We start from the raw sequence: 22044 nt of genomic DNA, 5'->3' as shown, positions 1-22044 counted from the left end.
TCTAGGTCAGGGCTTCGAACAGACTGGGGACTGCTCTTCGGCAGTTCGCGGGCCCTGACCCTTCCTTGAGTCCCGGCATTTCCGGGAACAGGCCAAGACGCCGCCAGGGTGTCCGAGCGCCATGATAATCACTCCCTGCAGTCTGAAACAGTTCGTGCTTGCGCGCAAGATCGGCCAGCCAGGCAGCCCTGCCCTGCTTGACGTCCGGGGTCGCTACTTCCAGCGCGCGTAACTCGCATGAACTGCTCATCTCTTCGTAATCTTCAATCAGCAGGCGCAGGCGTGTCGCCGAGAGGTTGTAGGCATCAGGGTGGGCCAGAGATACAGCGATACCACAGGCGGCCAACTCCTCAAGGAGCGAAGCCATCTCTGGCCAGTCCACGACCACGTCCCCAGCCTTGCCCTGTCCGAGATAACGGCTGAACGCTTCCTTTTCATTGCGTACTTCGCCCATGGCGACCAGGGCCTGGGCAAAATGCGGCCTGGCCAACAAAGGCGTATCCGGGAGATGCTCAACCAGATCCTGACGGCCTGTCGCCTCTGCCACTCTTTCGATGATAGTATCGGCACGCTTTCGACGTCGGCTCATCTGCGTCTCAAGCAGCTGGTTCAAACCCGGCTGATGAATATCGAGACCATATGCCAGGATGTGAATGGTCTTGCCCGACCACTCACATGAGAGCTCCGCACCAGGCTCGATGGACATCTGGTGATCAGTGCCAGCTGAACTGACCAACAAACCCTGATCTGCTTCATCAGTGCTGAACACAATGGCAGCTTCGGATTCATCGGCGCCCGCCTGCTCCCCTTCCTGAGCCAGCGCAAGCAACTCGTAATAGCCGTTCAGCGTGTCGTGATCTGTCATGTACAAGGTGGACAGACCGCGTGCAAATGCCAGTGCTGCCAGATCGCGCGGCGAATTTGTCCCGTCTGAGGCTGTACTATGACAATGACCATCAAAAGCATGTTGTTTCAACTGCAAAATACTGCTCCAACTCTCACTTTTTTAAAGGCACTCTGTGTTCTATGCTATATTTCAGATGATCGCTGATCAGATCATCACGACAGCATCGAAACCTGTCAGGCACTGCCTTCAATTTCAAATTCATCAAATAAATCGACACGACATGAAACGAGTTTCAGAGACTTCCGGGCCGGTAGTTCGAACTGATATCACACGCCCGCTCATCAATTTCATCTGTGCTTTAGGTCTTATCCTATCATTCCCTGCGCTTGCCGAGCGCAAATATATCGACGACACGCTGTTTGCACCGCTCAACAGTGGGGAAGGCCTCAATTATCGAATCGTACACAGAGGTCTCAAGAGTGGTACGCCGGTCGAGGTCATCTCCACCAACAAGGACACAGGCTACAGCAAAGTCAGAGAACCTGGCGGCGTTGAAGGCTACCTGCCAACGCGCTTTCTATCAGATCAGCCTATTGCGCGTGATCGGCTAGAGAAGCTGACCAAAGAAACCAACCAGATGCGCTCCGATTTCGAAAAAATTCGTAGCGAGAATCTGACCTTGCGAGAACGTGCCGAAGCAATGGATGGCGAGCGGGCCAAGTTGAGCAAGGAAAATGCAGCACTGGAGCGGGAGCTGAGCGAGCTCAAGCGTATTTCAGAAGGTGCTATCGCACTTGATGCCACCAACCGAGAGTTCCGTGAAACCAACGAACGACTGAAGAACGAAGTCGATTTGCTGACTGCAGAAAACGATCGTTTGAAGGAAGAAAAGAACAGCAACGCAATGCTTCACGGTGGCGGCCTGGTCGCCCTTGGAATTCTGATTGCTGTCATACTGCCGATGTTCCGGCAGCAAAAGCGAAGTAGCTGGTAGGGCCCGGGCCTATCGCCCTGCCACCAGAAAACAAGATTGAACGGAAACGACCACAGAGACCCTGAGTCATGAGAGATTACAGCGAGAAAAGAAACTTTATTCGCATGAAAGTCGATGCGCCCATCGAGCTTCGTCGCACTGCTGATGAGAATGAAGATGCCGAACGGATTCAGGGCATCTGTCGCAATTTGAGCGGCACCGGTATGGAAATACTGGTGGACGAGGAGATTGCACCTGGCACAGAGCTCTACAGCACGATGCCCTCGAACAACCCCTCCTTCCCCTCCTTTGAAACACGCATCAGCGTCTTGCGCGCTCACCCTCATGAGGACAAATACATACTCGGTGTTGAGATCACAGAAGTCGCTTCCTGAGGCGATACTGTCAGATATGAAAAAGCCGCGGTAATCGCGGCTTTTTCGTGCGTGCTTTCAGTCCTGTATCACTGCTGAACCAAGGACTGTTTCGACACAATAATGCCATTGTTGTCTGCGTAGATGAAATCGCCAGGCTGTATATCAACGCCAGCAATCTTTATCGGTACATTCAAATCGCCCAAGCCACGCTTTTCAGTCTTCCTCGGTATCGAGGCCAGTGCCTGCACCCCAAGGTCGGTATCTGCCAGCTCATCCACGTCGCGTACGCAGCCATAGATGATGAGCCCTTCCCAACCATTCTCGGCAGCCTTCTCGGCAAGCATGTCACCCAACAGGGAGGCGCGCATTGAACCGCCCCCGTCGACGACCATGACCTTGCCACGACCCGGCTGGCCGACCTGATCCTTGACGATCGAATTGTCCTCGAAACATTTAACTGTCACGACTTCGCCGCCAAAAATTTCTCTGCCGCCAAAGTTGCTGAACAGTGGCTCCAGTACCTGTACATCGTGACCGTGATCGTCACAAAGATCTGGTGTGGAAAATGTCATGTTGTCTCCCTCTCTAGATCTGTTTTTCCGCCAGGAAGAACCAGGTATCCATGACTGAATCCGGGTTCAGCGACACACTGTCGATACCCTGATCCATCAGCCATCGTGCGAAATCAGGATGATCCGATGGGCCTTGACCGCAGATACCGATGTACTTGTTCTGACGCTTGCAGGCAGAAATGGCCTGTGACAGCAGTGCCTTCACGGCATCGTTACGCTCATCGAAGAGATGGGCAATAACACCAGAGTCGCGATCCAGACCAAGGGTCAACTGCGTCAGATCGTTCGAGCCGATGGAGAAGCCATCGAAATACTCGAGGAACTGGTCCGCGAGCAGGGCATTCGCCGGCAATTCGCACATCATGATGACACGAAGCCCGTTTTCGCCACGCGTGAGACCATTTTCAGCCAGCAATTCCACGACCTGCTTCGCTTCACCAACGGTGCGAACGAAGGGCACCATGATCTCGACATTGGTAAAGCCCATGGTATCGCGCACGTATTTCAGTGCACGGCATTCAAGTTCGAAACAGTCGCGAAAAGTCTCGGAGATATACCGCGAGGCGCCGCGGAAACCGAGCATTGGGTTTTCTTCTTCAGGCTCGTAAAGCGTACCGCCAATCAGGTTGGCGTATTCGTTCGACTTGAAGTCAGAGAGGCGAACGATCACCTTCTGAGGATTGAAGGACGCCGCCAGGGTGCTGATACCTTCAACAAGCTTGTCGATAAAGAAGTCGACAGGGCCGGCGTAGCCGCTGATTCGCTTTTCGACGACCTGTCTCACATCTCTAGGCAGCGTATCGAAGTTGAGCAATGCCTTTGGGTGCACGCCGATCATGCGGTTGATAATGAATTCCAGCCGCGCCAGACCTACCCCTTCATTCGGCAGACCCTGGAAGTCAAAGGCTCGATCGGGGTTGCCGACGTTCATCATGATTTTGAACGGGAGTGCCGGCATCGACTCGATGCTGTTCTGGCGCAATTCGAAGTCGAGCAGTCCCTCATAGATCAGACCGGTATCGCCTTCGGCACATGAGACCGTGACATTCTGGCCTTCCTGCAGGACTTCGGTCGCATCGCCACAACCGACGACGGCAGGAATGCCCAGCTCACGCGCAATGATGGCGGCGTGACAGGTCCGGCCGCCACGGTTGGTCACGATGGCGGAAGCGCGTTTCATAACGGGCTCCCAGTCGGGATCGGTCATATCAGTGACAAGCACATCACCATCTTTCACCTTGTCCATCTCATTGATGGAATGCACCAGGCGCACCGGGCCCTTGCCAATTCGCTGACCGATGCTGCGACCTTCGCAGATGACAGTGCCCGATTCCTGCAGCAGATAACGCTCCATGATGGCGGAGCTATTTCGGCTCTTGACGGTTTCAGGTCTGGCCTGAACGATGTATAGCTTGTGGTCGTCACCGTCCTTCGCCCATTCGATGTCCATCGGCCGCTTGTAGTGCTTTTCGATCTCGATGGCCATACGGGTCAGTTCCATGACCTCATCATCGGTCAGAGAAAAACGTGCGCGCTCGGCCGGATCCACATCGATGGTTCGAACAGACCGGCCAGCTGAGGCATGATCGCCATACACCATCTTGATGGCCTTTGACCCCAGGTTCCGTTTGAGAATAGCTGGGCGGCCTTCAGTGTAGTTCTTCTTGTACACATAAAACTCGTCCGGATTTACCGCGCCCTGGACTACCGTTTCTCCAAGACCATAGGAGGACGTGATGAACACGACCTGGTCGAAGCCTGACTCGGTATCCAGTGTAAACATGACACCACTGCTTGCCGACTCACTGCGAACCATGCGTTGAATGCCTGCTGACAGAGCAACGTGCTCATGGGCGTAGCCCTGGTGCGCGCGATAGGAAATGGCCCGGTCGTTGAATAGTGAAGCAAATACTTCCTTCACGGCATGTCGGACGTGATCCAGACCAGTGATATTGAGGAAGGTCTCCTGCTGACCAGCAAAGGACGCATCAGGCAGATCCTCGGCAGTCGCCGAAGAACGTACTGCGACAGGTGCTTCGGTCGCCCCTTTCTGCATCTGCTCATAGGCAGCGGCCAGATCCTTTTCCAGGCCAGCCGGCAATTTGGAGTCAGTTATCCAGCCACGAATTTCGCGGCCGCACTCGGCGAGCGCGACTACATCGTCAATGTCCAGCCTGTCCAGCCTGTCCTTGATCCGCTGTGCGAGACCATCCTGTTCGAGAAACTCACGATAGGCATCCGCAGTGGTCGCAAATCCATTCGGCACGGTGACGCCCGCGCCTGAGAGATTGCTGATCATTTCACCCAGCGAAGCATTTTTCCCGCCAACCTTGTCGACGTCGTGCATGCCCAGCTTGTCGAACCAGATGATGTTTGTTGCCAAAGTCTATCTCCCTGTCTCATACCATGAGCCTCGGACTATGAGGCTCCAGTGTTAGGTCTCTATACTATTGCGAGAGTCTTCTCAGAATGTTTCGAGAATTTTGAATGCGAATTCTGTAGGCTATCATAGCCTATTCGCCACGAGTACTCTATCGATGAAACGTACCGCCTTTTTCATTTCCGATGGCACCGGAATCACCGCACAGGCGCTTGGTCAGGCGCTCTTGGCGCAATTCGAGACCATCGATTTCGAGCGCATTACCCTGCCCTATATCGATAGTGTCGAGAAAGCCCAGAACGTCGTCGCGCGCATCAACCGGACTGCTGATACGGACGAAGGCAGCCCAATTATTTTCGACACCATCGTCAACAGCGAAATACGCAGCGTGATACGCACCAGCCAAGGCTACATGATCGACATTTTCGGTACGTTTCTTGAGCCGCTGGAGATGGAACTCAAGCATAAATCGTCGTATACGGTGGGAAAATCGCATTCCATAACGGGCAGTGAGCGCTACAGTGAGCGAATTGCAGCCATGAACTTTGCGCTGGAAAATGATGATGGCGCGAGAACGCGACAATATTCGGATGCCGATCTGATACTGGTGGGCGTGTCGCGCAGTGGCAAGACACCGACCTGCATCTATCTGGCACTGCAATGCGGTCTGAAAGCGGCCAACTACCCGCTCACTGACGATGACATCCTGGACCAGAAGCTGCCGAAAGTGCTGCAGCCTTATCGCGACAAGATCTTCGGACTGACGATCGATGTCGACAGGCTGGTAGCCATCAGAAACGAGCGCAAACCCAATTCCCGTTATGCCTCAGTCAAGCAGTGCATGTACGAGCTTCAGGAAGTTGAACTGATGTACCAGCGTGAACGCATTCCGCACATCAATTCCACCCACTATTCAGTCGAAGAAATTGCGACCCGCATCCTCATGGAAACAGGCATCGAAAGGCGCGTACGCTAACGCCGAGAGGCGCCCTGTTCGGGCGCCCAGGCACTCAGCATCAAAGCTTGCGAAGGCTGAACCGTGACTTATCCAGCTCGGCGGCACCGCGCTCTCCCACTACCAGGCCAACTGAGTGTCTGGCCGCATCTGCAGCCGCTGTCAGATAACGCTCGGCGACCTGTTTCAGCTCAGTAGCGCCAGTGTTCAGAACACTTGACCTGAAGCGGGCGTGGTAGGCATCGTCGCGACCAAACAGCGCGTTGATGAAGGCAGTCTTGCCTTCGCCGGCTGGCGAGCGTGGTTTGTCCAGCCCACCGATGACGCCGAGGATCGCCTCCTCAAGTGCAGCCTCCTCAATCTTCGTCTCTAGTAACCAGTCTACAGACCGCGCAAAATCCTTCAGCGTGTCATTGAGCCTTGGATCCCGATAGCTGTAAAACTTGAACGCACAGCTGCTGGCATCCTGAGCTGCCCCGCCACCATAGGCACCACCCTGCTCGCGCACTGCCCGATGCAGATAGCCGTTTCGCATCAGGTTGCCAATGACGGTGAGTGCAGCATTATCAGGATGATCCGCAGGCACGGTGGGCACAGCAATGGACGCGAAGTTGACCTGTGAATTGATCTGCCAGGCCTGCTGCACATGGACTGGCTGATCCAGCCTGACTGTGCGGAGATTGAGGTCTGTCATACCAAGTGTGAGGTCGGCACCAAAACGGTCGACAATCGACTGGCCATGCCGCAGGAAGGAGGATTCACCTATGGCCGCCAGCTGGCCAGGTTCTCCCAGCAACTTCCGGTGCAGATCAGCCAGCTTGCCGGCAAAGGCTTCGAGCTTCGCCCGGTCGGTAAATCCGGCTATGGTTTCGCGCAGCCAGGGAATCGACTCAATGCCACCCATGGTGTAGCCCACGGCAGCGCTCGCGCTCAGGCCGGATGCTGCCAGCGACATTGCCAGGCTGTGACCCGAGCCTGTGACACGCTCCAATCGACGCGTCAGAATCTGGCTGCACAGTTCATGTATGCGATCCAGCTCATCGAAGCGGCAGTCAGCCATGGTTCGCGTCATCAGGTCAGCCAGTTTGTCACCATTACGCTCCAGCGCCTTGCCACCGAGAATAAACGCACCCCCGCAGAAGGCTGAGGTATCGAGCGGGCCACGGTACTGGGTGAACGCTCCGATACCGCCGGTGCTCGCAGATTGCTCTTCCTGAATCTGAAGATAACCTGCGTCGCCCACACCAAGCTCGGGGATAATGGCTGACAGCAAAGGCAGCAAGCGCAGTTCTTCGTCACTGAGGCTGGGAATCGAGGACACATATTGCAGATAGACGAGGCCATTGGTGCCCTGGTCATAAGCCGTGAGCACCTGCCCCTTGTCATTCGACTTACCATAGGCGTCGGCGGGTTTGACCATAGGCTTGTTCGGCGGCACATCTGCGAGCCCGACCTTCGGCAGGATGTCGGGCTTGTCGACCGAGGCCTGACGGGCAGTGAGCGCCTCGGCGCGGTCGATCAACTGCTGCTTCTGCCCAGCACTCAGGCGTGACTTGATGTCTGCGAGTTTTCCCGCCTCCATTGCTGCCTGTCTTGCCGCCATCTGTTCATCCGGCACCAGCGCCACCGTGACCCGATGGCTGTTGTCCAGCAGCAGGCGACGCACCAGCTGACAAATGTAATCCGGGTCGGTAATTTTCTGTCTCAGAGACTCAAGCGCCTCATCGATATCGAGGTGCGAGCCGGGGTTGATGCCCGCAAGCGCAGGTGAAAGCCCAGCCAGGATCAACTGCAGGCCGTAAGGATAGCCATCCCCGGAGATTTCACGCTGGCTCAGCTCAAGCTGATGCAGCACCGACTGCAGCTTCTCCTGATCAATTCCATGCTCGGCAATATCCTGCAGCACGCCGAGAACAAGCTGTTCAAACGCCTCGATATGACTTCGTTCGGAGCCTTCGAGACCACAGACGAACACCATCTCACGAAAGCTGTCTTCGAGGCCGCAGAGACCGCTTGGCGAGTTCCCCAGATCGGTGGTTTCTATCGCCTGCATCAATGGCGAGGCGCTGTGCTCGAGCAGCACATTGGCCAGCAGGTGTGCTTCGAGGTTCTGCTCAAGATCGCTGCCATCGCCCAGGAGCCAGCCCATGACGATATGCGTCTTGTTCTTCAGGCCGGTGTCTTCATCAGCCTCGCAGGGATAATGCTCGATGGCCGTGACCGGCGCCGCATAGCGCTTTTCGGCAGGAATGGCGATTAGCCTCGATAGCCCTTCATCCGCAGCAGCAGCGCTTGGCGTGACGCTGTCGGGCACTGCGTTGAAATGCGCGAGCGCCTTGTCATGCAGAGACTGCTGGATGTCTTCGACCGGCAGATTACCAAAGGTCATGATGACCGCGTTGGACGGGTGATAGTGCGTGGTATAGAACTGCTTGAGCTGCTCGTAGCTCAACTCGGTGATCTCCGCCGGGTCGCCGCCACTATTATGATGATAGGTGGAGCTCGGGAACAGGTGACGGGTCACGGCTGCCCACAGTTGCGACATCGACGAGCTCATCGCCCCCTTCATTTCGTTGTAGACCACACCCTTGTAGACGAGCGGCGAATCCGCGTCGGAGGGGTCAGCTACTTCAATGCGATGACCCTCCTGAGCGAAATCCAGCTCATTGAGCGTGGGAAAGAAGACCGCATCGAGATAGACATCCAGCAGGTTGAAGAAATCCTTTCGGTTTTCGCTGGCGAAGGGATAGGCCGTCCAGTCTGCGCTCGTGAAGGCGTTCATGAAGGTATTCAGCGAACGACGCGTCATCATGAAAAAGGGATCACGTACCGGATAGCGCTGACTGCCGCACAGCGTGGTGTGCTCGAGAATGTGAGCAACCCCCGTGGAGTCGGTAGGCACGGTACGCAGGCCAATCAGGCAGACATTCTCATCGCTCTCGGAAGCGAGGTGATAATGCACACATCGGCTGGCTTCGTGATACCAGGTTTGCAGGGTGACGTTGAGCGACTCGATTGTTTCGGTCGAAATCAGGCGGAAGGCCGCGGCAGCAGGGCTGACAGCGCTGTTCGCGACAGCATGACTAGGGTTTTTTCTCATAGATTATTATGCCAAATGATGACAGGTTCAGGGGCAAGCCTATCACAGGGTGCTATGGTTGTGACTAGACTGATAACTATCGGCGCAATAGCCATGCTGTGCCTGAACAACGTAAATTCTGTGGTCAACGTATGCTGCGATCTGACAAGTCATGATGAAAGCGTCTTCAGCCCAAGATGAAGTGAGGGAGTCGGCCACGTCTCGCGCCGAGCCATCAGCTGGTGAAAACCTCGAATTCGGTCCGCCACGCCCAGGCCCGCACTTAGGCCCTGCGGACGCCCCCGACCCGAATGTTGTAGAGTCGCCGGAGCGTCGCACTGTCTTTTTCGACACCGCGCTGCTGTCGCGGCAGTACGTCAGGGAGCGCAGCCGCTATGTTGCCGAGTTGAAGCGCCAGCCTGGTATGTTACGCAAGCTGCTGACGGCCTCCGTGCTGTATCTCACACGCAGAATGGTATGGAGCTTCGGGTTCTTCCCCATCGTCATAGCGTTCTGGCTTCCACTGGTATTTGCACGTTTCAATCCGGTGGTGATGGTCAATAACCTCTTGCCCTCGCTGCAGTCATTCGTTCAGGCCAACCCCCAGGGGCAGGCCGCCGCGCTGGAAACGGTATTCATTGCCTGGTTCTCCATCGGCTTTGCGTTTACAGTATTCGATCTGATTCTGACGCCATTCAGAAACCCGCTGGAACAGGCAACCGAGTACCATATGCAGGCCTGGCTGGCGCTGCGGGCGCCCGGCGTACGTGCTGCTGATATAGAGGCTGCAGATCTGATGGAGGATGAGACAGAATCAGTACAAAAATCAGGCAGCCAGGGCACTGACTCCTGATTCAGTTCACAACAATCTGTTACAATAACGGCTACACTGCCGCCTGTTACCCGTACCCCTGAGGGACTCATGGTCGACCTGAGACCGCTACTGTTCATAAATCTGCTGGTATTCATGCTGTTCGTCACTGCGGCTTTCGCTGCTTACGAACACGGTCGTCTGGACAACCTGCTGACCTCCTCTATCCAGCTTGCTGGGCTGAGCACCGAAAAATCTGTGTCCAGAAGCGACGAGGCCGACGAGCGCTCGCCCACTGCTACGGTTGCAAACGTCTGGGAGGATACTGCCGATGCCCGTGGAAAAGTTGAGCGAAGGCCTGAACACCTCAGTGATTTCAGCCCCTACGATGAAAACACCGAGGCCCTGGCCGCCAACGAAGACGTCGATCAGGCCATACTGTTTGTCGATCAGCTCGAAGCCGGCAGTGAGCAGGCCTCTGAGGAGGCCTCCGAAGCTGCCGACAAGATTGCTGGCACGCTGGCCCTTGCTACCACCGACTCAGGCTCCGACGCTGTAAAAGCGGCAGCCGATATCGCCCGCAAGGCCAGCGAACAGGCAGAAGCAGCCGCTGAGCAGGCTGCAGCGACCCAGGTTCCAACGGACGCGACGGCTGAAGCGCCTGAAGTGCCTGAGCCCGCGGCGGAAGCGCCAGCCAAACCCGTCAAGCCTGTGCCACCGACACCAACTACTGGCACCCTGGTCATTCGCTCAAATGTGACCGGTGACCGCGCATCGATCAACGGTCGCGACTATGGTGCCACAGCAGTGACCGAGCGGCTCAAGCCTGGCAGTTACGAAATAACGGTCAGCAAAGCAGGCTATGAGCCATGGTCGACACAGGTCAGGCTCGAGCCAGGCACGAAGCGAGTCATTCATGCGAAGCTTAGCGAGATCAAAGGTGTCGATTTTGTGGATGGCGTCTGGCGGAACAATGTCCGCAGTGGGGAAGGCCAGTATCAGTCCGGTGATGGGACGCGCTACGTCGGCAACTTCGACGACGGGCAGTTCGAAGGCTTTGGCAGCCTGCGGAAAGCCGATGGCACACAGTACGAGGGCAACTGGCTCGATGGCAAATATCACGGCAGTGGGACCCTGATACTGCCTGATGGGACCAAGTATGTCGGCAGTTTCCGCAACGGTCAGTACGATGGCCAGGGCACCCTCACGCTGGCCAATGAAGATATTTTTACTGGCCTGTGGAGTAACGGTAAGCTCAACGGCGAAGGCACCTTCACCAGTTCGGATGGCGACCTGTACGTTGGTAGTTTCGTGAACAACGAGTTTCACGGCCAGGGCACGATTACCTATGGCGATGGCTCGCATTATGAAGGCACCTTTGCCAACGGCGAATATCAGGGCAAGGGCGCCCTCACCTTCGCAGATGGCAAGCGTTACGTCGGCCAGTTTCTGGATGGCAAGTTTCACGGCCTGGGCGAATTCATGAATCCGAACGGCAGCAAGATTTCAGGCAACTTCAAATTTGGAGAGCCTTTTGGACAAGCTACACTTACAACGGCGCAGGGTGAGGTCTTCACGGCAAGAACGAGCGAGCCCGGCACCTGTTACAGAGAACAAAGTTACCGAGCGACGGCCTGTCCGGAGCTGGAGGGATGGTAGGAACTATGTCAGCACTTACACAAGACAGACGCGAATTGGGGACTCAAATGAGTATCAGAACAGCTTTACTGGTAGATGACTCCAAGGTCGCCCGGTTTGCTCTGAGCAAGTTGCTTGAAAACAAGAATCTGGCCGTGACCATGGCTGGTTCTGCAGAAGAGGCGCTCGACTATCTTGCGGCCAATGAGGCACCGGATGTGATCTTCATCGACCACCTCATGCCCGGCATGAGCGGTGTCGAAGCCACCAAGGCCATCAAAGCCAATCCTCATACCGCCTCCATCCCGGTAGTCATGTGCACGTCCAAGAAGTCACGCGAATTCGAGGATGCGGCCAAGCGCTTCGGTATCTATACCATTCTGACCAAGCCGCCACAGAGTGAGAATATCGACCGCGTACTCCAGGAGCTCAGCACCGACATCGCCACTGGCAACCTTAACAAGGAACCGGTGGATCCGACTGCACTCGACTTCGTGCACGCTGACGAGAACGAAACTTCGCTCACCGCTGCCCAGGCCTCTGCGTATTCGCAATTCCTGGAAGCAGCTAACTCGTCATCTCATACCAGTGCCCCTGCTCCGGCGGCTGGTAATCAGGTCTTTTCAAGCGCTCTGGATGCCGACACTATCGAGCATATTGCCCGCTCGGCAGTGAAGGTCTCGATGAATACCCGGATTCACGAGCTGCTGACCGACCTTTTCGACGAGCAATATCATCATATCAAGCGCGTCATCGACGAGCAGAACAAGCAGGCGTCCACGCTCACGACCGAACTCGACCGCATCGTCGACACCAAGCTGAATGTGTTGCGCGATACTTTGACAGAGAGCGTCACCCTGGCCGTGACGCAGGAGATGGAAGACATCCGCCGGGCAGTAAAGGAGCGCCCAGCCGCCAGCCAGGGCATGACACCGGTTCAACTCGACGAGCTGAAGGATCACCTGACCTCGGTACAGAGCATCGACACCGACTTCTGGCAGCAACTCCAGGCGGAAGCCATTCAGCAGGCGCATGACATTTCCAGGGAGACGGCGGAAGACATCGCTCGTAGAACAATCGAGATGTATGCCGAGAAGGAACGCCGTGAAAACCGCAAGACCTATGGTCTGGCCCTGGCGGTGAGCTTGAGCGTATTTTCTCTCGGTATTGCCTATCTGGTCGGCTTCATGGGTTAATACCTGCCGGCACACCAGCAGCTGGACAGGTAATGAACAGACTTTTCGTAGATGATCTCACCGTACTCGACTTTTCCTACCTGCATCCTGGCAGGGGAATTGTCGGGGAGAGCTGGATTGTCGATATTGAACTCGCAGGCGAACTCGATGCCCAGGGCATGGTGTTCGACTTCGGCCATGTCAAAAAACTCCTCAAGCAGTCGATCGAATCGACCATCGATCACAAGCTCGTCATTCCCGAACAATTGCAGTACCTCGATGTAGAGCACTACAACGAGGGGGATGTCGCCCGCACGGACCTTTCCGCCACCCTGGCCGACGGCAGCCTCGTGCGGCTGTCCTGTCCTGCAGAGGCCATTGTCATACTGCCGTTGGCTGATATACAGATCGATACCGTCGTGCCGCTTCTCAAACAGCAATTACAGGCGGCTCTACCACCCAATGTCAAAGAGCTCAGTCTCTATCTCCGCGAGGAGGTGATTCAGGGCCCCTACTACCACTATACCCATGGTCTGAAGAAGCACGAGGGCGACTGTCAGCGGATTGCGCACGGGCATCGTTCACGCATCGAGATCTACAGCGACGGGCGAAGAAGTCAGCTGACAGAGTATCAGTGGGCCAAGCGCTGGAAAGACATCTATCTGGGTCACTCAGAGGACGTTGTCAGCGAGGAAATGCATAACGGCAGGAAACATATCGTGTTCGAGTATGAAAGCTCTCAGGGGCGCTTCAGGCTCGTTATTGCAGAGCAGTCAGTGTACATGCTCGAGACTGAAACGACAGTAGAGTGCATTGCCGAACATATCGCAGCCAGGCTCAAGCGGCAAAACCCCCAGAACCGCTTCCGGGTCAAAGCTTTTGAAGGCGTTCGCAAGGGTGCCATCGCCGAACGCTGAGCCATCAGTCCAACAAGGCGCCCGCCGTCACACCCTTGGGCTGACGGCCTCCTCCTTGCCTCGGAGGCACTTTTCGACAGGCGAAAAAAAAGGCCAGGTATGAACCTGGCCTTTTTCATTTGCAGAGCCCTGGAGCAGTTCGAACCTTGGTTCTTGCTGATCCATCTCACATCGGGCCTGCGACACATCACGAAGATGGCGTCCCCAAGGGGATTCGAACCCCTGTTACTGCCGTGAAAGGGCGGTGTCCTAGGCCTCTAGACGATGGGGACTAAAACTTTGACTCCTGAGCTTGCACCCAGTACGTCCATCACTGCAATTTCTACTACTACAACCTTACTTCCATTGCGCCGGATTGGTGGAGCCAGACGGGATCGAACCGTCGACCTCAACGCTGCCAGCGTTGCGCTCTCCCAGCTGAGCTATGGCCCCGTTGACCAGCACAACGGGGGCGTATGTTATGGATAAGCCCCCTATGAGTCAAGCGCTTTTATTCAGTTTTTTGTGCTAAAAATTCAGCGTAATCTTTTTCCGCCTGCTTGAGCTTTTTCTTTGACAAACCGCCAAGAATTTTGATAGCAGAACGGAGTCTTGCACGCGTCATATCCGGCCCCAGCATCTCCATCGAATCGACGATGGACCAGGATTGACTCGTACCCGCAACGCTCACGAAGACCGGGAACATAAACACGCCAAGCTTGACGTCCAGATAAGCGGCCAGCGACTTGAGCGCCGCGAAGAGCGCATCTTTATCCCAAACCTGCTGCGAGTCAAGCGTCCAGCTCGTCAGTTGTAGCGCACTGACCATATCTTCGGCTGAAAACTTGTTGTGCTCGAAATCTGCCGGCGCCAGTGGCAAGTCGCCGGCGAAGAGGAAGGTCGTCATTGGCGCAATGTCGGAAAAGGCGCTCACACGCGTTCTGACGTGATTAACTACCGGCGTAAGGTGCCGCATGGGGTATCCCCATTGCTCGACCCGCTCAACGAAGCTGACGTCGTCCAGCGTCTCACGAATCCAGACGCTGTTCAGCCAGAGCAACTTCTCCACCGAGAACACCGGCCCGCCCAGCGACACCCGCTGTATGTCAAAATGTTCGATCATGGCTGGCAGATCGAAACGCTCGCGCTCGTCAGGCATGGACCAGCCCATACGGCCCAGGAAATTCAGCAAGGTTTCAGGCAAGATGCCGAGTCGTTCGAAGTAACGGATACTCACAGGGTTCTTGCGCTTGCTCAGCTTGGTCTTGTCTTCATTTCTAAGCAGCGGCATGTGGCAGAAGCGCGGCAGCTCCCAACCGAAGTATTCATACAACAGCTTGTGCTTGGGCGCTGAACTGATCCACTCCTCTCCCCTGATGACATGCGAGATCTCCATTTCATGATCATCGACCACGTTGGCGAGGTGGTAGGTCGGCATACCATCAGATTTCAGCAGGATCTGACAGTCAACTTGCGACCACTCAATGTCGATGGTCCCGCGCAGCATGTCTTCGATGACGCAGAGGCCCTCATCTGGCACTTTCATGCGGATGACATGGGGTTCGCCGGCCGCCAGGCGACGACTGACCTCAGCCTGCGGCAGTTCGAGATCACCTTTGATGCCAGGATTCAGTCCGGCCGCCTTGCGCTCTTCCCTGATCTGATCGAGCTCTTCGGAGGTGCGAAAGCAGTAGAAGGCATGGCCACTCTCGACCAGCTGTTCTGCGTATTTGCGGTAGCGATCACCACGCTCGCTTTGTCGATAGGGCGCGTGGGGGCCGCCCACATCCGGACCTTCCGCCCAGCTCAGACCCAGCCAGCGAAGCGACTCGAGAATGAGCGCTTCTGATTCAGGCGTGCTGCGGGCCTGGTCAGTATCTTCGATACGCAGAATGAAATCACCGCCGTGCTGCCGTGCAAAGCAGAGGTTGAACAAGGCGATATAGGCTGTGCCGACGTGCGGGTCACCAGTTGGCGACGGCGCGATACGGGTTCGCACCCGGCGTGCCGGCCTGTCACCGGTCGCTGAGTTTTGAGTAGTGGTCATGAGTATCCCTGTGATGAGCTGAAGCGTTCAAGGCGCGTATGCTACTGCGCCACCGCTTCCATTGGAAACTCGACGTTGCAGCCAGCAAGGCCACAGTAGCCATTGGGATGCTTGTCCAGGTACTGCTGGTGGTAGCCTTCGGCATAGTAGAACTGTTCGTTCTGACGAATTTCCGTGGTGATTTTATATTGGCCGCGCTGCTGCTGTGCGAGCACATCCTCATAAACTCTGGCCGAACGCGCGGCGGTCTCGTGCTGCGCAGGCGTTGTGGTGTATATGGCGCTGCGGTACTGGGTGCCAACATCGTTGCCCTGCCTGAAGCCCTGAGTAGGATCATGGGCCTCCCAGAACACCTTGAGCAGACGCTCGAGACTGATGACCTTCGGGTCGTAGACGACCAACACCACTTCGGTATGTCCGGTCTGGCCGCTGCAGACTTCGTCATAGCTCGGGTTCGGCGTTGTGCCGCCAGCGTAGCCGACGGCCGTGGTATAGACGCCCTCAAGGCGCCAGAACAGCCGTTCTGCGCCCCAGAAACAGCCCAGACCAAAAACCACGCACTCATGCCCATCCGGGAATGGGCCTTTCAAGGGTGTTTCGAGCACATCGTGGACAGCGGCCGCCCCTTCGAGAGGCAGGGCTTCATCCCGCCCCTTGAGGGCATTTTCGGGCTCAACGATCTTGAGCGAAGCTGGGTCCTTTCGTAAAAACATGGCGCGATCTCCTGTCAGTTGAGGTGTTATACGTATCAGCGGCCTGACCTGGCGTATAGCTGCAGTCATCTCTCATTTCAGGCAGAATCCGCTCAGAGCTTTATGTCAATTTTCCTTGAATACCTGCAGATTGTGCTAGATTTAAGGGATACGCATTGCCTTACGCCCAATCTCACAGGATCTATCTGCATGGCACTTCAGACCGCGCTTGTTGTCGACGACTCCAAGCTTGCCCGGATTACGCTGCAGCGTTTACTTGAAAAGCACCAGTTGAGGGTGCAGACAGCCGAATCTGCCAAAGACGCGCTTGCGATGATCGATATGCAGAAGCCAGATATCATTTTCATGGATCACCTCATGCCGGAAATGGATGGCTTCGAGGCGACTCAGGAAATCAAGCGTAACGCCTCGACGACGCATATTCCCGTTATCATGTGTACAGGTAAGGAAGGCGTCGACGATTATGACGCCCAGGCCCGCGCAATAGGCGCTTCAGGCACGCTGTCGAAACCACCCCAGGCTGATGCGCTGGCAGCGGTGCTGCGTGAGGCTGGCAATGCGAGCACGCCTGCGCCGGCGGCGACAGCCCCGACTCCCGAACCGGCCCAGGCGGACATTCCGCAGCCACGAGTATTCCAATCAGAACTCGACCAGGCCTCCCTCGACAAGATCGTGGCTCAGGTCCAGAAGGCGCTCGACGAAAAGTTGTTGGCGCCTGCTTTCGCTGGTATCGAATCGCGGCTGAAAACAATTGAATCTGAAGTGGTGGACCTGGCCTCTGCCGAGGCGGCAACCCCACCATCGATGAGTGCTGACGACATCCGCGCATCAGTAGGTGAACAGGTGCGCTCTCGCTTCAGTGACCTGTTCGAAAGCCGGATCCGTCCGCAAATCCAGACTGATGTCGACAAGGCCATGCAGGCTGTGCAGCCAGTAGCCGCCGCGCCAGCCAAAACACCTGAAGATGAAGCGGCCGTCACTGCCCGTATCGTCTCCGATGTGGAACGGACACTCCGACCGATGTTCGATTCCGAGCTGCAAGCCGTTGAAGAGCGCGTGCAGACGGCTATGGACGAAACGTTGAGCGAATGGCGACGGGACCTGGATCAGCAGATGCGCGTCATCGCCGAAGAGAGTGTACTGACCCAGAAGAGCGACGGCAGTGTGGATATCGATGCTGCCGTTGCGCGTCTGCGTGAGGAAATGTCCGACGTCGCGACTGCCTCTGCCGTGGGTGCGGTCGACAGCGCCATCGAAGATCGACTGCAGACCTGGCAGAGTCGCCTGGACGCGGCCATTGCCGATATGCAGCGCCAGCTGTCCGAGACTTCACGCGCCGATACAGGGTTCAGTGACGATGTGCAGGCCCAGATCGAAGCCCTGGTCAGCGAGAAGGTGGCTGTGGCCGGCGGCGTGCTGCACGAGCAGTCGGATGCCGCAGCGGCGCAGAGCAGCTCAGGTGGCTCTGGCATGCTGCTCGGGATTGCTGGTATCGTTATCGCTACCATTGCACTCGTGAAAAGCTTCGGAGTCTTTTGAGAGACGAAATTTACCGGTCCGTCGACGCAGGTTCCAATAATCAAGATGATGCAGCGCCCGCTGCTTCGGTAGCCCCTTTCCGCTTCAACGAAACGGTTGCGCACGTCTTTCATGACATGATCAACCGCTCTGTGCCTGGCTATTCGCTCATGCTCGAGCTCATCACGCTTCTGGCAGGGCGACATGCTGGCCAGGGCGCACGGTGTTACGATCTGGGTTGCTCCCTCGGCGCATCTGCGCTGGCTATCGCCCAGGGCATGAAGCGCCACGGCAATGATAAGACCGCTCGTATCGTCGGCCTCGACAATTCAGCCGCGATGCTGACACGTTGCCGGCAGAATGTGCTGCGTGACGCCGAAGCGGCTGCCATGATCGAGCTGCTGGAAGCCGACATCTGCGAGCATCGCTATGAGCCCAGTGAGTTCATTGTATCGAATTTTACCCTGCAGTTCGTTCCACCCGAGAAACGTCCCGCCCTGCTCGGCAGACTCTACGACTCGCTGCAGCCGGGGGGCGCCTTCTTCCTGGCGGAAAAAATCCGCTATGACGACAGTGAAGTCGATCGACTCATGATTGAAATTCACGAACGCTTCAAGCGGAGTCGCGGCTACTCGGAACTTGAAATTGCGGCAAAACGGGCGGCCCTCGAAGCCGTGCTGTTACCTGAAAGCTCGGAGACTCACATCAGTCGGCTGAAGGATGCTGGCTTCAGCCAGGTGACCGAGTGCTTTCGCTGCCTCAACTTCAGCGCCTTTCTGGCCATCAGATGAGCAAGCCCTGGGCGAACTACACCAGCTTCTACGATCGCTTGCTTCTGCCTGCTTTCGAGGCGCTGTCTCGACGCGCTGACGACGAGATCGCCGAGTGCTATCGTGATGCGGCAGCGGCCTTCATAGCCCAGCGTGATCATGGCGATCAGGTGGCCTGGCAGGCTGCGATGGATGCCTTGCAGGCATTGGCCATAGACGGCCCGATCACCAGCAGGCTGAATGATCCAGTCGTATCGCTGAGCACTCAGCAGCCGCCGTCTCCGGCACTCAAAGAACAGCTCACGGCAGCGCTCGACGGGCTACATCCCTGGCGCAAGGGTCCGTTCAGGCTGTTCGATGTCTTTATCGACACGGAATGGCATTCCGACTGGAAATGGCAGCGGCTCGAGCCATGGCTCGACCCACTGAAGGGGCGTGCGATTCTGGACGTGGGCTGCGGCAGTGGTTACCACTGCTGGCGCGCACGTGGTGCTGGCGCCAGCCTGGTGGTGGGTGTCGACCCTTCCATAAAATTTCTGTACCAGTTCGCTGCACTCAAGCACTTCATGCCGGACGAGCCGGTGTTCTACCTCCCAATGCGTTCGGAAGATTTGCCTGCACAGTCCGGCCAGCGTAGTCGACTGTTCGACACTGTGCTGTCGATGGGCGTGCTCTACCACCGGAAAGAGCCACTGAACCACATCAACGAACTCAAGAGCGCGCTGCGACCCGGGGGTCAGCTGGTCATCGAGACACTCGTAGTCGATGGCGACGCACAGACTGTGCTGATGCCAGAGGATCGCTATGCGCAGATGCGGAATGTCTGGTTCATCCCCTCGCCCGAGATGCTGATGCTTTGGCTGAGGCGATGCGGCTTGAAGAACGTGAGGCTATGTGACGTCAGTACGACGACCGTCGAAGAACAGCGGGCGACACCATGGATGCGATTTCAGTCACTGCGGGATTTTCTTTCGCCAGATGATCCAACGCGAACTATAGAGGGTTATCCGGCACCGAAACGGGCCATCATCACGGCGACAGCAGTCTAGCGACAGCTCGGCATGAAGATCTGGTAGTGGCCTGGGCCATGAGGAGTATTCGGAAGATCTGGAGCGGGAAACGAGATTCGAACTCGCGACCCCAACCTTGGCAAGGTTGTGCTCTACCACTGAGCTATTCCCGCAAAATGTGGTCATGCGACGGCAATGCTCTACGCCGTAACACGCTGATCCGGCTAAGCTTAAACAGCCCGCGAACCAGTGAGGGCGCAGTATAGGGAGCTGTTATTCGCTTTGCAAGCCTCCTGATGTGCTTTAGTCCACATGTCCGTCATGAGAAGCTGAACGCAGCTTCACACCGTCAGCGTACCCTGCTCAGCGGCCGTCTGCAGCATGGCCAGTTGCTCCGGGGTCAGATGGTCCTTCATCCCGTCAAACAGCGCCCGGCCCTGCTGCCGAACTTTGGCAGGCCTGCTCGACATCATGGCCACATATATGTGCGCCCGTTGAAAATCATCCAGTGATCGGTCCTGGCCCCGCTCCACGGCCTGCAGACACAATTTTTCCACCCTGGGCAGATAATTGTTCTCAAGCACCGTGTTGGCAAACATGCTGTTCTGAACGAAGTGCAGAAGCAGGATTAGCGCTAGAGTGCCTTCGGGTCGGGCCGCCCAGTCATCGAATGTGCCCTCACTGGCCAGCAGGACCATTCCAGAAAATCGCCGGCGAAGCGCACGTGCAGATGATTCCCTATCGTGGAACCAGTATCTTAGAATCTCATCGGCTGACCACATACCCTACCTCATTCGTATTATCAGGGCCGGCTGACGGACTCTCGGCCTAAATGCCTTTCAACTCCTGTACGAGGCAAGACATGACAATTGATCATACCATCCTGATGGCACACGGTAGCCGCGACCCGCTTTGGGCCCAGCCGTTCGAAGCCCTCCACGAAGCTGTGTTGAAGGACCTGCCCGCTGAACACCCGACCACCCTCGCCTATATGGAACTGAGCGAGCCGACACTCGATCAGGCTGTGGCCAGCGCCGTCGAAGCTGGCGCAAAGTCGATTGCAATATTGCCGCTCTTCTTTGCCGCTGGTCGCCACCTGCGTGAGGACGTACCCGCGATGATCCAGGAACTGGAGAAGCAGTTGCCTGTAAGCCTTACCCTTCTGCCACCGGTAGGCAGCCACCCGAGCTTCTTCAATGCCGTCGCGGACATCATTCAGGACAGCATCAAGGAGTCCGGGTCATGAACGATGCCTTGACACACGTGCTTCTCACGGGCGGTACCGGCTTCGTCGGCACCCACCTCATCGACAGGCTGCTCCGTGGAAAAACCGGTTCGGGCACATCTTCTGAAGGCGGGAGGCTGCTGGTCAGCGTGCTCACGCGCAACCCTGATGATGCGGTCAAGCAGTTCACCAGACAGTTTTCCGATCTCGACGTATCAATTTCACCGCTGGTGACGACTGATGTTCGATCGCTTGCAGCCAGCCAACGCCATGGCATTCTGTGCATCGACCGGCTCGACCAGCTGAGCGACCTGGCTGCGCCTGAAGCGGTCATCAATCTGGCAGGTGCCGGCATCGCTGACAAGCGCTGGAGCGACTCGCGCAAGCAGGTGCTCCGCGACAGCAGAATTCACACCACAGAACAGCTCATTGGCTGGCTGACCACACGCGACACCCGGCCCCGCGTGCTGGTCTCTGCGTCGGCCGTTGGTTTTTACGGCGCTCAGGGCGACAGACCGGTGACTGACGACACGGCACCGCACCCAGAGTTCCAGCATGAGATGTGTGCCGACTGGGAGCAGGCGGCGTTGCAGGCGGAAAAACTGGGCATACGGGTTTTCATTCCACGTATTGCACCGGTACTCGGTCGCAGCACTCGCGGCAAGCTCGAAGGCTTTCTCAAGCGCCTGGTGCCACCATTTCGTTTTGGTCTCGGCGGCCCGATTGGTGACGGTCAGCACTGGATGCCCTGGATTCATGTCAGCGACCTCTGCAAACTGATATTGACCGCGCTCGAGGACGAGCGATTTTCCGGTCCGATGCTCGCGTGCGCGCCGGACACCAGGCGTAACGCCGACTTTGCAAAGACGCTTGGCGCCACTCTGCATCGTCCGGCGATACTGCCCCTGCCCGCCTTCGCTTTGAAGCTTGGTTTCGGCGAGATGTCGCGCTTGCTGCTGACCGGCCAGCAGGCCACACCGAAGGCCGTCGAAGCGCTTGGCTTCGAATTCGACTACCCGACCCTGGACAAGGCTCTGAAAGCCGTACTCGACTGAGCC

19 protein-coding genes and 3 tRNA genes are annotated in these 22044 nt (G+C 56.7%); 12 read left to right on the top strand and 10 right to left on the bottom strand.

Features of this window, described 5'->3' with window-relative positions; genetic code table 11:
• Nucleotide 1 precedes the first annotated feature (1 nt).
• Nucleotides 2–982: a PHP domain-containing protein gene (locus tag ABD735_RS04170; protein WP_344803567.1), complete on the bottom strand. Its 981-nt coding sequence runs from the start codon at nucleotides 980–982 to the stop codon at nucleotides 2–4.
• A gap of 145 nt (nucleotides 983–1127) precedes the next feature.
• Between ABD735_RS04170 and ABD735_RS04165 the strand changes: the two genes are divergently transcribed.
• The gene (locus ABD735_RS04165; protein ID WP_344803565.1) at nucleotides 1128–1841 is read left to right on the top strand and encodes a TIGR04211 family SH3 domain-containing protein; all 714 of its coding nucleotides are present in this window, start codon (nucleotides 1128–1130) and stop codon (nucleotides 1839–1841) included.
• 68 nt (nucleotides 1842–1909) lie between these two features.
• Entirely contained in the window at nucleotides 1910–2215 is a 306-nt protein-coding gene (locus tag ABD735_RS04160; protein ID WP_344803563.1) for a PilZ domain-containing protein, read from the top strand.
• A 68-nt stretch (nucleotides 2216–2283) separates the two neighbouring features.
• Here the strand turns inward: ABD735_RS04160 and rraA are convergent, their stop codons facing one another.
• Together rraA and ppsA are read right to left on the bottom strand one after the other, a co-directional pair.
• Nucleotides 2284–2769: a ribonuclease E activity regulator RraA gene (rraA, locus tag ABD735_RS04155; RefSeq protein WP_344803561.1), complete on the bottom strand. Its 486-nt coding sequence runs from the start codon at nucleotides 2767–2769 to the stop codon at nucleotides 2284–2286.
• A 13-nt stretch (nucleotides 2770–2782) separates the two neighbouring features.
• A complete protein-coding gene (gene ppsA, locus ABD735_RS04150) occupies nucleotides 2783–5152 on the bottom strand; it encodes a phosphoenolpyruvate synthase (RefSeq protein WP_344803559.1) in 2370 nt (789 codons plus the stop codon).
• Between the two features lie 154 nt (nucleotides 5153–5306).
• On the opposite strand from ppsA, the gene ppsR reads away from it, so the two are divergent.
• Complete coding sequence (gene ppsR, locus ABD735_RS04145; protein WP_344803557.1) at nucleotides 5307–6125, top strand: posphoenolpyruvate synthetase regulatory kinase/phosphorylase PpsR; 819 nt, start codon at nucleotides 5307–5309, stop codon at nucleotides 6123–6125.
• A gap of 40 nt (nucleotides 6126–6165) precedes the next feature.
• On the opposite strand, the gene ABD735_RS04140 is transcribed toward ppsR, so the two are convergent.
• Nucleotides 6166–9204 (bottom strand): insulinase family protein, encoded by a 3039-nt coding sequence (locus tag ABD735_RS04140; protein WP_344803555.1) that lies wholly within the window; start codon nucleotides 9202–9204, stop codon nucleotides 6166–6168.
• A 151-nt stretch (nucleotides 9205–9355) separates the two neighbouring features.
• On the opposite strand from ABD735_RS04140, the gene ABD735_RS04135 reads away from it, so the two are divergent.
• The 4 genes from ABD735_RS04135 (at nucleotide 9356) to ABD735_RS04120 (ending at nucleotide 13724) form a co-directional block, all read left to right on the top strand.
• The gene (locus ABD735_RS04135; RefSeq protein ID WP_344803554.1) at nucleotides 9356–10036 is read left to right on the top strand and encodes a hypothetical protein; all 681 of its coding nucleotides are present in this window, start codon (nucleotides 9356–9358) and stop codon (nucleotides 10034–10036) included.
• Between the two features lie 69 nt (nucleotides 10037–10105).
• Entirely contained in the window at nucleotides 10106–11653 is a 1548-nt protein-coding gene (locus ABD735_RS04130; RefSeq protein ID WP_344803552.1) for an MORN repeat-containing protein, read from the top strand.
• 47 nt (nucleotides 11654–11700) lie between these two features.
• On the top strand, nucleotides 11701–12828 hold the full coding sequence (locus ABD735_RS04125; RefSeq protein ID WP_344803550.1) for a response regulator: 1128 nt from the start codon (nucleotides 11701–11703) through the stop codon (nucleotides 12826–12828).
• Nucleotides 12829–12860: 32 nt separating this feature from the next.
• Nucleotides 12861–13724, top strand: coding sequence for a 6-carboxytetrahydropterin synthase (locus tag ABD735_RS04120; RefSeq protein WP_344803548.1), 864 nt, complete (start codon nucleotides 12861–12863; stop codon nucleotides 13722–13724).
• A 196-nt stretch (nucleotides 13725–13920) separates the two neighbouring features.
• Here the strand turns inward: ABD735_RS04120 and ABD735_RS04115 are convergent.
• From ABD735_RS04115 to msrA, 4 genes are all read right to left on the bottom strand, one after another.
• A tRNA-Glu gene (locus ABD735_RS04115) sits at nucleotides 13921–13996 on the bottom strand.
• 84 nt (nucleotides 13997–14080) lie between these two features.
• Nucleotides 14081–14156 (bottom strand) — tRNA-Ala (locus ABD735_RS04110).
• A 58-nt stretch (nucleotides 14157–14214) separates the two neighbouring features.
• A complete protein-coding gene (gene gltX / locus ABD735_RS04105; RefSeq protein ID WP_344803546.1) occupies nucleotides 14215–15750 on the bottom strand; it encodes a glutamate--tRNA ligase in 1536 nt (511 codons plus the stop codon).
• 41 nt (nucleotides 15751–15791) lie between these two features.
• Nucleotides 15792–16463 (bottom strand): peptide-methionine (S)-S-oxide reductase MsrA, encoded by a 672-nt coding sequence (gene msrA, locus ABD735_RS04100; RefSeq protein WP_344803544.1) that lies wholly within the window; start codon nucleotides 16461–16463, stop codon nucleotides 15792–15794.
• 189 nt (nucleotides 16464–16652) lie between these two features.
• On the opposite strand from msrA, the gene ABD735_RS04095 reads away from it, so the two are divergent.
• Genes ABD735_RS04095 through cmoB form a run of 3 tightly spaced genes read left to right on the top strand, consistent with a single transcriptional unit; the run spans nucleotide 16653 to nucleotide 19800 of the window.
• Nucleotides 16653–18002 carry a response regulator gene (locus ABD735_RS04095; RefSeq protein ID WP_344803542.1) on the top strand — a complete coding sequence of 450 codons (1350 nt, stop codon included), beginning with the start codon at nucleotides 16653–16655 and terminating at the stop codon, nucleotides 18000–18002.
• Nucleotides 17999–18772 (top strand): carboxy-S-adenosyl-L-methionine synthase CmoA, encoded by a 774-nt coding sequence (cmoA, locus tag ABD735_RS04090; RefSeq protein WP_344803540.1) that lies wholly within the window; start codon nucleotides 17999–18001, stop codon nucleotides 18770–18772. Before ABD735_RS04095 ends, cmoA begins: the two co-directional genes overlap by 4 nt.
• Entirely contained in the window at nucleotides 18769–19800 is a 1032-nt protein-coding gene (gene cmoB, locus ABD735_RS04085; RefSeq protein ID WP_344803537.1) for a tRNA 5-methoxyuridine(34)/uridine 5-oxyacetic acid(34) synthase CmoB, read from the top strand. The genes cmoA and cmoB overlap by 4 nt, the downstream gene beginning before the upstream one ends.
• Nucleotides 19801–19859: 59 nt before the next feature.
• Here the strand turns inward: cmoB and ABD735_RS04080 are convergent.
• Both ABD735_RS04080 and ABD735_RS04075 read right to left on the bottom strand, forming a co-directional pair.
• Nucleotides 19860–19934, bottom strand: a tRNA-Gly gene (locus ABD735_RS04080).
• A 168-nt stretch (nucleotides 19935–20102) separates the two neighbouring features.
• Entirely contained in the window at nucleotides 20103–20543 is a 441-nt protein-coding gene (locus tag ABD735_RS04075; RefSeq protein ID WP_344803535.1) for a DUF924 family protein, read from the bottom strand.
• 80 nt (nucleotides 20544–20623) lie between these two features.
• Between ABD735_RS04075 and ABD735_RS04070 the strand changes: the two genes are divergently transcribed.
• Nucleotides 20624–21007 carry a sirohydrochlorin chelatase gene (locus ABD735_RS04070; protein ID WP_344803533.1) on the top strand — a complete coding sequence of 128 codons (384 nt, stop codon included), beginning with the start codon at nucleotides 20624–20626 and terminating at the stop codon, nucleotides 21005–21007.
• Nucleotides 21004–22041: a TIGR01777 family oxidoreductase gene (locus tag ABD735_RS04065; RefSeq protein ID WP_344803531.1), complete on the top strand. Its 1038-nt coding sequence runs from the start codon at nucleotides 21004–21006 to the stop codon at nucleotides 22039–22041. Before ABD735_RS04070 ends, ABD735_RS04065 begins: the two co-directional genes overlap by 4 nt.
• The last annotated feature ends 3 nt before the right edge of the window (nucleotides 22042–22044 follow it).

The sequence above is a fragment of the Allohahella marinimesophila genome (genome assembly GCF_039538005.1).
In the GTDB taxonomy this organism is placed as follows: Bacteria; Pseudomonadota; Gammaproteobacteria; order Pseudomonadales; family Oleiphilaceae; genus Allohahella; species Allohahella marinimesophila.
The sequence above is the reverse complement of the archived record's forward strand: the minus strand, read 5'-3'. Positions and strand labels throughout refer to the sequence as shown.

Coding starts and splice junctions, on each gene's coding strand:
- ABD735_RS04075 (WP_344803535.1), bottom strand. CDS start 20,543: ATGTGGTCAGCCGATGAGATTCTAAGATACTGGTTCCACGATAGGGAA.
- ABD735_RS04065 (WP_344803531.1), top strand. CDS start 21,004: ATGAACGATGCCTTGACACACGTGCTTCTCACGGGCGGTACCGGCTTC.
- ABD735_RS04140 (WP_344803555.1), bottom strand. CDS start 9,204: ATGAGAAAAAACCCTAGTCATGCTGTCGCGAACAGCGCTGTCAGCCCT.
- ABD735_RS04095 (WP_344803542.1), top strand. CDS start 16,653: ATGGCACTTCAGACCGCGCTTGTTGTCGACGACTCCAAGCTTGCCCGG.
- ABD735_RS04135 (WP_344803554.1), top strand. CDS start 9,356: ATGATGAAAGCGTCTTCAGCCCAAGATGAAGTGAGGGAGTCGGCCACG.
- ABD735_RS04165 (WP_344803565.1), top strand. CDS start 1,128: ATGAAACGAGTTTCAGAGACTTCCGGGCCGGTAGTTCGAACTGATATC.
- ABD735_RS04070 (WP_344803533.1), top strand. CDS start 20,624: ATGACAATTGATCATACCATCCTGATGGCACACGGTAGCCGCGACCCG.
- ABD735_RS04130 (WP_344803552.1), top strand. CDS start 10,106: ATGGTCGACCTGAGACCGCTACTGTTCATAAATCTGCTGGTATTCATG.
- gltX (WP_344803546.1), bottom strand. CDS start 15,750: ATGACCACTACTCAAAACTCAGCGACCGGTGACAGGCCGGCACGCCGG.
- msrA (WP_344803544.1), bottom strand. CDS start 16,463: ATGTTTTTACGAAAGGACCCAGCTTCGCTCAAGATCGTTGAGCCCGAA.
- ABD735_RS04160 (WP_344803563.1), top strand. CDS start 1,910: ATGAGAGATTACAGCGAGAAAAGAAACTTTATTCGCATGAAAGTCGAT.
- ABD735_RS04125 (WP_344803550.1), top strand. CDS start 11,701: ATGAGTATCAGAACAGCTTTACTGGTAGATGACTCCAAGGTCGCCCGG.
- ppsR (WP_344803557.1), top strand. CDS start 5,307: ATGAAACGTACCGCCTTTTTCATTTCCGATGGCACCGGAATCACCGCA.
- ABD735_RS04120 (WP_344803548.1), top strand. CDS start 12,861: ATGAACAGACTTTTCGTAGATGATCTCACCGTACTCGACTTTTCCTAC.
- rraA (WP_344803561.1), bottom strand. CDS start 2,769: ATGACATTTTCCACACCAGATCTTTGTGACGATCACGGTCACGATGTA.
- cmoB (WP_344803537.1), top strand. CDS start 18,769: ATGAGCAAGCCCTGGGCGAACTACACCAGCTTCTACGATCGCTTGCTT.